Origin of the sequence: uncultured Oscillibacter sp. (assembly GCF_900544955.1) — a bacterium.
In the GTDB taxonomy this organism is placed as follows: Bacteria; Bacillota; Clostridia; order Oscillospirales; family Oscillospiraceae; genus Oscillibacter.
On sequence record NZ_UQXD01000066.1, the window covers coordinates 1 to 7,949 of the forward strand.

The 7,949-nt window shown below is 66.4% G+C and carries 11 protein-coding genes and 1 pseudogene; all 12 read right to left on the minus strand.

The window, feature by feature from the left end:
- Positions 1-252, minus strand: a 252-nt coding sequence (locus QZS21_RS11230) for a hypothetical protein (RefSeq protein ID WP_295583420.1), incomplete at its 3' end; no start/stop codon positions are given.
- A 1-nt stretch (position 253) separates the two neighbouring features.
- Entirely contained in the window at positions 254-937 is a 684-nt protein-coding gene (locus QZS21_RS11235; protein WP_295583422.1) for a helix-turn-helix domain-containing protein, read from the minus strand.
- A gap of 168 nt (positions 938-1,105) precedes the next feature.
- Complete coding sequence (locus QZS21_RS11240; protein ID WP_295583424.1) at positions 1,106-1,987, minus strand: HAD family hydrolase; 882 nt, start codon at positions 1,985-1,987, stop codon at positions 1,106-1,108.
- Positions 1,988-2,036: 49 nt separating this feature from the next.
- On the minus strand, positions 2,037-2,729 hold the full coding sequence (locus QZS21_RS11245) for a DivIVA domain-containing protein (RefSeq protein WP_295583426.1): 693 nt from the start codon (positions 2,727-2,729) through the stop codon (positions 2,037-2,039).
- A gap of 30 nt (positions 2,730-2,759) precedes the next feature.
- On the minus strand, positions 2,760-3,194 hold the full coding sequence (locus QZS21_RS11250; protein WP_295583428.1) for a cell division protein SepF: 435 nt from the start codon (positions 3,192-3,194) through the stop codon (positions 2,760-2,762).
- A gap of 24 nt (positions 3,195-3,218) precedes the next feature.
- Positions 3,219-3,911: a YggS family pyridoxal phosphate-dependent enzyme gene (locus QZS21_RS11255; RefSeq protein ID WP_295583430.1), complete on the minus strand. Its 693-nt coding sequence runs from the start codon at positions 3,909-3,911 to the stop codon at positions 3,219-3,221.
- A 22-nt stretch (positions 3,912-3,933) separates the two neighbouring features.
- Positions 3,934-5,187, minus strand: coding sequence for an HlyD family efflux transporter periplasmic adaptor subunit (locus tag QZS21_RS11260; RefSeq protein ID WP_295583432.1), 1,254 nt, complete (start codon positions 5,185-5,187; stop codon positions 3,934-3,936).
- Between the two features lie 38 nt (positions 5,188-5,225).
- Positions 5,226-5,450 carry an RNA chaperone Hfq gene (gene hfq, locus QZS21_RS11265; protein WP_295583434.1) on the minus strand — a complete coding sequence of 75 codons (225 nt, stop codon included), beginning with the start codon at positions 5,448-5,450 and terminating at the stop codon, positions 5,226-5,228.
- A 61-nt stretch (positions 5,451-5,511) separates the two neighbouring features.
- The gene (miaA, locus tag QZS21_RS11270) at positions 5,512-6,456 is read right to left on the minus strand and encodes a tRNA (adenosine(37)-N6)-dimethylallyltransferase MiaA (RefSeq protein ID WP_295583436.1); all 945 of its coding nucleotides are present in this window, start codon (positions 6,454-6,456) and stop codon (positions 5,512-5,514) included.
- Between the two features lie 39 nt (positions 6,457-6,495).
- Positions 6,496-7,089 (minus strand): NAD(P)H-dependent oxidoreductase, encoded by a 594-nt coding sequence (locus tag QZS21_RS11275; protein WP_295583439.1) that lies wholly within the window; start codon positions 7,087-7,089, stop codon positions 6,496-6,498.
- Positions 7,090-7,092: 3 nt separating this feature from the next.
- On the minus strand, positions 7,093-7,278 hold the full coding sequence (locus QZS21_RS11280; RefSeq protein ID WP_295583441.1) for a DUF6440 family protein: 186 nt from the start codon (positions 7,276-7,278) through the stop codon (positions 7,093-7,095).
- A gap of 12 nt (positions 7,279-7,290) precedes the next feature.
- Positions 7,291-7,949 (minus strand): annotated as a pseudogene (locus QZS21_RS11285) (DNA mismatch repair protein MutL); the annotation flags it as partial.

Sequence of the window (7,949 nt, forward strand, 5' to 3'; positions counted from 1 at the left end):
CCCCGCCGCCAGCCCCAGCGTCCGCCGCCGCTTGGGCGCCGTGGGCCCCAGCCGCAGCAGCGCCGCCCGGGTGGCCAGGCACCCGGCGCACAGCACCGCAAAGGCCCGCCAGCCCCCGCCGGCCACATAGAACCCCATGCACGCCAGCTCCAGCGCCGCCAGGGCCGCGCTCCGGCTCCGCCGGGCCAGCAGCAGGCAGCCCCCTGCCGTCACCGCCAGGAAGGCCAGAAAAGAGAGGGATTGAAAGCTCATCTCACTTCTGGGTCAGGCCGCTGAGCCGGGCGTCGGCGGTGCTGAGAATCTGGGTCAGGCTCTGGCACCGGCCGGGGTATCCGGCGGAGAGGGCCTCCGGCGACAGGTCCGGAAACGCCGCCTTCTGGGCGGTCTGGGCCCGGAGGGCCCGGGCGTAGCGGGTCTCCGCCAGCTTCATGTCCGCGTCCGCCGCACCCATGGTGCAGGCGGCGGGGTCCAGGGCGAAGTAGGCCTCGTTGCCGCCGGCGGCCCGGTAGAGATGGCGGTAGAGCTGGTAGACGGCGCTAGTGAGATACTCCGCCGCGGAGTTGATGGCGGCCTTGTCCCCCAGCTTGCCCAGCAGGCCGAACAGCACGCCCACGGCGCCGGAGAGGAGCTTGCTCTGCAAGGTGGCCAGCACGCTGCCCTGGAGCACGTTGCCCGGCTCCGCCGCGTTCAGCACCTCTTCGCTGGTGAGCATGCTGCCCTCCCGGGACAGTGTGCGGCCCAGGATGAAGTCGGCGGAGACGTTATAGTAATCGCAGGCCCGCACCACAAAGGACAGTCCCGGTTCCCGGATGCCGTTTTCATAGTGGCTCAACAGGGCCTGGGAAATGCCCAGGTCCGCGGCGGCGGTGCGCTGGGAGACGCCGCGCTCCTGCCGCAGCAGGGACAATGTGCGGGAAAATTCAGTCATGGAAGCCATGTTCTCTCTCCTTTTGGGTTCTTCTCAAATACGCAGGGTATAGTTTAGCAAAAAGGATACCAAATGTAAAGAGATTTGCGGATGGGAGGGCGGTATTTTCTCACTCGGGGGCGGGTGGGGCCTTCGCGCAGCCGGATGCAAAAAAGAGGGCTTTCGCCCTCTTTTGCCTCAAAACAGTCCCACTTGGTTGGGCAGCACATCCCCGCCGATGGAGCGCAGCTGCTGGACGTTCTCCTCCCACAGCCGGTCCGCGATGGCCATTTTCCGGATGATGTTTTTCACCGTGGCGTCCAGGGCCGTGCCCTCCCGGTAGTCCGCCGGGAAGATGAAGTCCACCCGCCCCTTGGCCAGCAAATCCTCCACCCCCAGGCGGTTGCTCTCCTGGTACACGGCGATGGCCTGGCCGCCGTAGGCCCGCATCATCTTCATACAGGGCACGTCGGAGAGGCCGTCGCCCACGTAGATCATGTTGGTGAAGGGCACCCGCTTGCTGTCGTCCGGCATGGAGTCGTTGAGCGTCTTGTCGTCGGACACGTCCAGCACGCCCTTGTTGATCCGGTAGACGAACTGGGTCTTGGCGGTGAAATTCACCGCCAGCTTGGGCCACACCGGCCTGCCCGCCCCGTCGTAGTAGAACTCGCTGGCGTAGATCTCCTTGAAGGCGCCGCTGATGCCGGACCCCTCGATGATCTCCCGCAGGCCGGAGGAGATGATGTAGTGCTCCACCCGGACCCCCTGCTCCGTCCCGAAGGCGTTGATCCGGTCAAACCATCCCTCCACGCCGGGGAAAAGGACGATGCTGCGCCCCTTTTCCACCAGGTCCTGCCGGGTGAAGGGGAGGTCTTTTTTCTCCGCCTCCTGAAGCATGGTGTACATATAGGCCAGGATGCCGTCGATGCGGTTGCCCCGGCCAAAGCCGTTGGCCTCCGCCCAGAACTCCGCCGGGGTCATACCCAGGCTGGGAATGAAGGCGTAATCCTGCATGTCGGTGGTGCAGAGGGTTTTGTCAAAGTCGTATAAAAACGCGATGATGGGCTGCTGCTTGTCCATACTTCCGCTCCTTTTCGCAAAAAAAGCGGCTCTTCCGAGCCGCTTTTTCTCATTCCTCGCCTTTGTAGTTGCGACCGAATTTCAGCTCCTTGAGGTTGATCCGGCGGGTGGGCTCCGAGGGCTCCTCCGCGGCAAAGGGGTCCCCGTCGGGATACGCCGTCTCCGGCGCCTCCACCGGGGCCTCCACCTCTGGGGCGGGCTCCTCCTCCGCCTGGCTCTCAAAGGCGGCCATCACCCGCTCCTCAATCTCCTCCACCGGGGCCTCCGCCGCGGCGGGGACCTCCACCTCCACGGGGAGCTGGGGAAGCTGGTCCAGCATCTGGAGCTCCTTGGCGCAGACCTCCCGGCTGGCGGCGATGAACCGGGCCAGCTCCTGCTGCCCCTGGCGCAGCCGGGCCTCCGCCGCCTCCACCTCCAGGTGCAGCTGGGCGATCTTCTCCCGGGCGTCGCTCTCGGCCCGGGCCATCAGCTCGTCCCGCTTGGCCTCCGCCTCGTGGACGATGGAGTCCGCCATCTTCTGGGCGGTGAGGAGGGTGGCCCGCATGGAGTCCTCTGTGGCTCGATAGTCCTCCACCTTCTCCACCAAAACCTTCATCTTGGCCTTCAGGGCCGCGTTTTCCTTGTAAAGCGCCGTATAGTCGTCGGTGAGCTCGTCCAGAAACTCGTCCACCATGGCCATATTGTAGCCGCCCATGACCGCCTTGGTAAAGGAATGGGTGGAGACCTCCTGCGGTGTCAGCATATCGGTTCTTCCTCTCTATGTAGAAATATATCAGAAATACAGGCCGTTGTTTTCCAGCTCGTCGATTAGATCCCCCTCGATGTCCACATGGTAGGGGGTGATGATGTAGGTGTTGGCCGCCACCTTTTTGATCTTGCCCTCGCCGGCATAGGCCACGCCGGACAAAAAGTCGATCAGCCGCCGGGCGATGTCCTTGTTGGTGGACTCCAGGTTCAGCACCACCGTCCGCTTGTCCTTGAGATGGTCGGCAATCTCCGAGGCGTTTTCAAACCGCTCCGGCTTCACCAGCACCACCTTCAGCTGGGTGGTGGCGTGGATGTTCACCACCTTGTTTCTCCGGTCCTCCGTCTTGCCGCGGCGGTCGTCGAAGGCGTCTCTCCGGGGCGTGTCGTCAAACTCCTCGAATTCCTCGTCCTCATCCTCATAGGGATGGGCCAGCTTCTTCAGCTCGTCCAAAATGCTCATGGCAATGCCTCCCATCGGCGTTTCTCAATTGTAGTGGCGGTCGCCAAAAATGGCGGTGCCCACCCGGACCATGGTGGCGCCGGCGCGGATGGCATCCGGATAGTCGCCGCTCATACCCATGGACAGGTATTCGCATTCATTATGGAACAATTTTGCATTGATGTCAACATAAAGCGCCTGAACTTCCTGGAAATACCGCATATTGGCATCCCGATCCGCGTCGGCGGGGGGGATGGTCATCAGTCCCCGGACACGGACATGGGTCCGGGAGAGGGCCGCCTCCGCCGCAGCATAGACCTGGCCGGGGGCAAAGCCGCTCTTGGCCGCCTCGCCGCCCACGTTCACCTCCAGCAAAATATCCTGGACCAACTCCCGGGCGGCGGCCGTCTTCTCAATCTCGTCCAGCAGCTCCAAAGAGCCCACGGACTGGATCAGCGCCACCCGGCCCACCACCTGCTTCACCTTGTTGCGCTGCAGGTGGCCGATGAAGTGCAGCGGCGCCCCGTCGTAGGCCCGGTCCTGGAGCTTGGAGAGCATCTCCTGCACCCGGTTCTCCCCCAGGGCGTCGATGCCGGCGGCCACGGCCGCCCGGCAGGCGGCGGCGTCGTTCATCTTGCTGGCCCCTACCAGGAGAATCTCCCCGGGGTCCCGTCCGGCCTCCCGGGCGGCCTCCGCGATGGCGGCCCGGACGCGGGCAATGTTTTCTGCAATGGACATCCTTCCAGCTCCTCTCTCTTTCTCAATCCACAACTTTTCCGTCGTACAGGTCGTTGGCCGTGATGATGACGGTGTCCCCCGGTCGGAGGCGGCTGCTCTCGCTGTTGACCTGCCCCGCCTGCACCAGCAAAAAGCCGTCGCCGTTGTACAGCACCTCCACCGGCTTGAACCGGGCCTCCTTGCCCACCACGCAGTAGATGCCCAGCCGCTCCTCCACTGTGCGGGTACCGTCCTCGTTCAGCAGGGTGCGGGAGGCCCGCAGGGCCTCCTTGGGCACCCGGATGCCGCTGTGGGTGGTGCGCACCACCTGGGCGCTCTGCTGGCGCAGCAGCGTCAATTGGGGCAGGTAGCTGCTGCCCCGGAAGGTCACCACCACCCGGCCGTTCTCCTCCGGACCCACGGCGTCCACCGTCACCGGCAGCTCCCGCTCCACGCCCTTGGCAAACTGGAGCCGGAGGTCCCGGCTCTCCTGAAGCGTCTGGGCCTCCGCCGTCCGCAGGGAGGCCGCGTAGTACCAGTTGTCCCCCAGGACCAGCTTCCCCACCTGGGACTTGGCCGCCTCGTCCGGCCGCAGCGCCGCCAGGCGGGAGGGGGTCAGCTCCGGCAGCACCGCCGGGGTCAGCACCGTCTCATAGCCGTCCACCACCGCGGAGTACAGCCCGGAGACCGGCGCCGTGATCCGCCGGATGGAGTTTGCCGCCTGGGAGCGGAGGCTTTTCAGCTGGCCCTCCAGCTCCCCGATCTGGGCGGAGAGGTCCTCCGTGTCGGAGTAGGTGTAGTCCCGCTTGAGCACCAGGGCTCGCAGCTCGCCGCCCTGCTTCTCCGCGTCGTACAACCGGTCCGCCGCCAGGCTGCCCCGGTAGCTCAGAAGGCTCTGCATGATCTGGGCGTCCAGCTTCAGCGACGCCTCGGACCCCAGGGCCGCCTCCTGGGCGTATTGGAGCTGCTCGATGCGGACCTGAAGGCTCTCCATCTCGCCCTGGCGGTCCAGGGAGGCCTGGTCGGCGTAGGCCACGGCCACGGTGCCGCCGGCGCTGACCCGCTCCCCCTCCCCCCGCTGCAGCCGCAGCAGTCCGCTGGCGTCGTTGGAGAGGACCTGCTCCTGCCGCACCACGTAGCCGGACAGGTCCACCCCCTCCTCCACCTGATAGGAATAGGCCATGGTGGTGGTGAGGGGGTCGCTGAAATAGCGGAAGCCCTGGATGCCGAAATAGGCCAGCACCGCCAGCGTCACCGCCGCCATCAATAATTTGGTTCCCAAGCTGCTCTGCTTCATGTACCTGCCTCCCGTGCCCCCCTGTCACGGGAGCCCGCTCACACCTCCGCCAGCTCCACCGGCCGCACCGGCGCAATGGTGGAAATGGCGTGCTTGTAGATGATCTGCTGCCTGCCCTCGCTGTCCAAAACCACCACGAAGGCGTCAAATCCGGTGATGACGCCCCGCATCTGGAAGCCGTTCATCAAAAACATGGTCACCGGGAGCTTGTCCCGTTTTGCCCGGAGGAGAAATAAATCCTGTAAATTCGCTTTGCTCTGCATGTCGTCCGCTCCTTTTTTCTTTGTGAGCCGGACGCTGGGTTCTCTTTCCGTCCGCCCCAGGTTAGGATACCCCCTCGGCGGTCAGGATTTCAGTCGAAAGTTGTAAGGCCCTACCGAAATCCCGTTCTTTTTTCCAGACGATCCAGTGGATGTCCCGGTTTCGGCGCAGCCAGGTCAGCTGGCGCTTGGCATACTGCCGGGAGCGGAGCTTCACCTGGGCGATGGCCTCCGCCTCCGTGACGGCGCCCTCCGCCACCCCCAGAAACTCCTTGTACCCGATGGCCTGGAGGGCGGTGGCGTCCCGGGGAAGGCCCCCGCTCAGCAGGCGGCGGACCTCCTCCAGAAGGCCGTCCTCCACCATGGCGTCCACCCGCCGGTCGATGAGGGCCTTCATGTCCTCCCGGTCCTCGAACCGCAATCCGATCCACACCGCGTCGTACCGGGGCGGCAGGGACCGGGTCTCCTCGTTGTGGGCGGTGATGGTCCTGCCCGTCTCCCGGTAGACCTCCAGCGCCCGGAGGATGCGCTTTTCATCCGCCGGGTGGAGCCTCTGGGCGGCGTCCGGGTCCACTTGCCGCAGCTCCTCCAGCAGCGCTGCGGCGCCCTCCCGGGCCAGCCGGTCCTGGAGCTCCTTGCGCACGGCGCCCCCCGCCGCCCCGGCGGCGAAGCCGTGGCCCCGGACCACCGCCTCCGCCCACAGCCCCGTGCCCCCCACCAGAATGGGCAGGCGGCCCCGGGCCAGAATGTCGTCCACAATGGGGATGGCGGTCTGGGCGTACCGGGCGGCGGACCACTGCTCCCACGGGTCCGCCACGGCGATCATATGGTGGGGCACGCCGTCCATCTCCGCCGCTGTGGGGGCGGCGGTGCCGACGGTCATGCCCCGGTAGATCTGCATGGAGTCGGCGGAGACCACCTCTCCGTGAAACCGCTTGGCAAGCAGCACCCCCAGGGTGGTCTTCCCGCAGGCCGTGGGGCCCGACACACAGACGATTTTTGGGGCCATGGGCCGCCCTCCTCCCGTTTCAAATGCGCCGCAGAATCGTTACGCCTCCGCCGCCAGGCGGCGGGAAAGGGCCAGCGGCTCTTCCATCAGCGCCGGGGCCCGGGCGGGGTCCAGGTCCAGACCCCCGGCAAACACGTAGCCGAAGCGCGGAATGCCGAACATGGCGGACAGCTGCCGCCAGTACGCCACGCCCACGCTGCCCTCCCGCTCCACGTCGCCGCCGGAGGTCAGGTACGCCAGATGCTCCGCCCGGCAGTCCCCGTGGCAGCCGTCGGCCTCGTAGTGGTAGCAAAGGCCGTTGGCGCAGATATATTCGATATATACCCGCAGGGCGGCGGGAAAGCTCAGGTCCCAAAAGGGCGCCGCCACCACCACCCGGTCCGCGGAGCGGAACTGCCGGGCCAGGTCGAACACCGGCGCGTCGAAGGCGCCGATGCCCGCCAGGGCATCCCGGTCGTTGAGCCTATCCGCGTCAAAGGGCCGCAGGGCCAGCAGCGCCTCCGGCGCCACGGTCTCCACCTCCGCCTCCGGATGGGCGGCGCGAAACGCCTCCAGATAGGCCGCCGCCAGGGCCGCCGTCCGGGAATCCGCACCCCGCTGGCTGATGCAGGCGTTCACATACAGCAGTTTCATCGTTCAATCCTCCAAAACCGTAGTCACCACGGGCTTTCCCGTCCGGTCCAGCAGGGGCGTCAGCCCGCCCGCCTGGCCGGCGCTGTGCCACAGGTAGTTTACCCCGGTCTCCCGGTCCACCCAAACGGCGCTGTCCTCAAGCGCGGTGCTCTCGACGTACACCCTGACAAACCGCTTCTCTTTTCCCATCAATAATCCTCCTCACGCCCGTTTGAACATCTTCTCCAGCTCGTACTTCGTCAGTTTCACCGCCACGGGCCGGCCGTGGGGGCAGAAGCGGACCTCGCCGCTCTGCACCCGGTCCACCACCGCCCGCAGCTCCGCCGGGTCGCTGACCCAGCCGCCCTTGATGGCGGCCTTGCAGGCCATGGTGTGCAGCAGGCTCTCCCGCCGCTCCTCCAAATCCCGGCCGGAGCGCAGGGCCTCCGCAAATTCCTCCAGAGTGGACACGGCGTCGCCCTCGTCAATGTCCGCCGGCACCTCCCGCACCAGCACGGCCCCGTCCCCGAAGTCCTCGCAGGCGAAGCCGAATTGCTCCAAAAGCGGCAGGTTTTCCAGCAGCAGGGCGCCGTCCTCCCGGGTCAGCTCCGCGGCGATGGGCCGCAGCAGCGTCTGGCGCATGGGCGGCGTCCGGGCGGCCTTCAGCCGGTCGAAATTCATCCGCTCGTGGGCGGCGTGCTTGTCGATCAGCCAGACGCAGCCCCCCTCGTCTTCACAGACCACGTAGGTGTGCAGCACCTCCCCGGCGATGCGCCAGGGGGCCGCCCGGGGCGGCTCCAGGGTCTGCTGGCCCGGCAGGTCCGCGCCCTGCCGGGTCGGGATGGCGGGCACGGCGGCCCGCTTCGCCCCGCCCTCAGCCG

Excerpts from the sequence above, each read along its gene's own strand:
- QZS21_RS11235 (WP_295583422.1), bottom strand. The coding sequence starts at position 937 with ATGGCTTCCATGACTGAATTTTCCCGCACATTGTCCCTGCTGCGGCAG.
- QZS21_RS11240 (WP_295583424.1), bottom strand. The coding sequence starts at position 1,987 with ATGGACAAGCAGCAGCCCATCATCGCGTTTTTATACGACTTTGACAAA.
- QZS21_RS11245 (WP_295583426.1), bottom strand. The coding sequence starts at position 2,729 with ATGCTGACACCGCAGGAGGTCTCCACCCATTCCTTTACCAAGGCGGTC.
- QZS21_RS11250 (WP_295583428.1), bottom strand. The coding sequence starts at position 3,194 with ATGAGCATTTTGGACGAGCTGAAGAAGCTGGCCCATCCCTATGAGGAT.
- QZS21_RS11255 (WP_295583430.1), bottom strand. The coding sequence starts at position 3,911 with ATGTCCATTGCAGAAAACATTGCCCGCGTCCGGGCCGCCATCGCGGAG.
- QZS21_RS11260 (WP_295583432.1), bottom strand. The coding sequence starts at position 5,187 with ATGAAGCAGAGCAGCTTGGGAACCAAATTATTGATGGCGGCGGTGACG.
- hfq (WP_295583434.1), bottom strand. The coding sequence starts at position 5,450 with ATGCAGAGCAAAGCGAATTTACAGGATTTATTTCTCCTCCGGGCAAAA.
- miaA (WP_295583436.1), bottom strand. The coding sequence starts at position 6,456 with ATGGCCCCAAAAATCGTCTGTGTGTCGGGCCCCACGGCCTGCGGGAAG.
- QZS21_RS11275 (WP_295583439.1), bottom strand. The coding sequence starts at position 7,089 with ATGAAACTGCTGTATGTGAACGCCTGCATCAGCCAGCGGGGTGCGGAT.
- QZS21_RS11280 (WP_295583441.1), bottom strand. The coding sequence starts at position 7,278 with ATGGGAAAAGAGAAGCGGTTTGTCAGGGTGTACGTCGAGAGCACCGCG.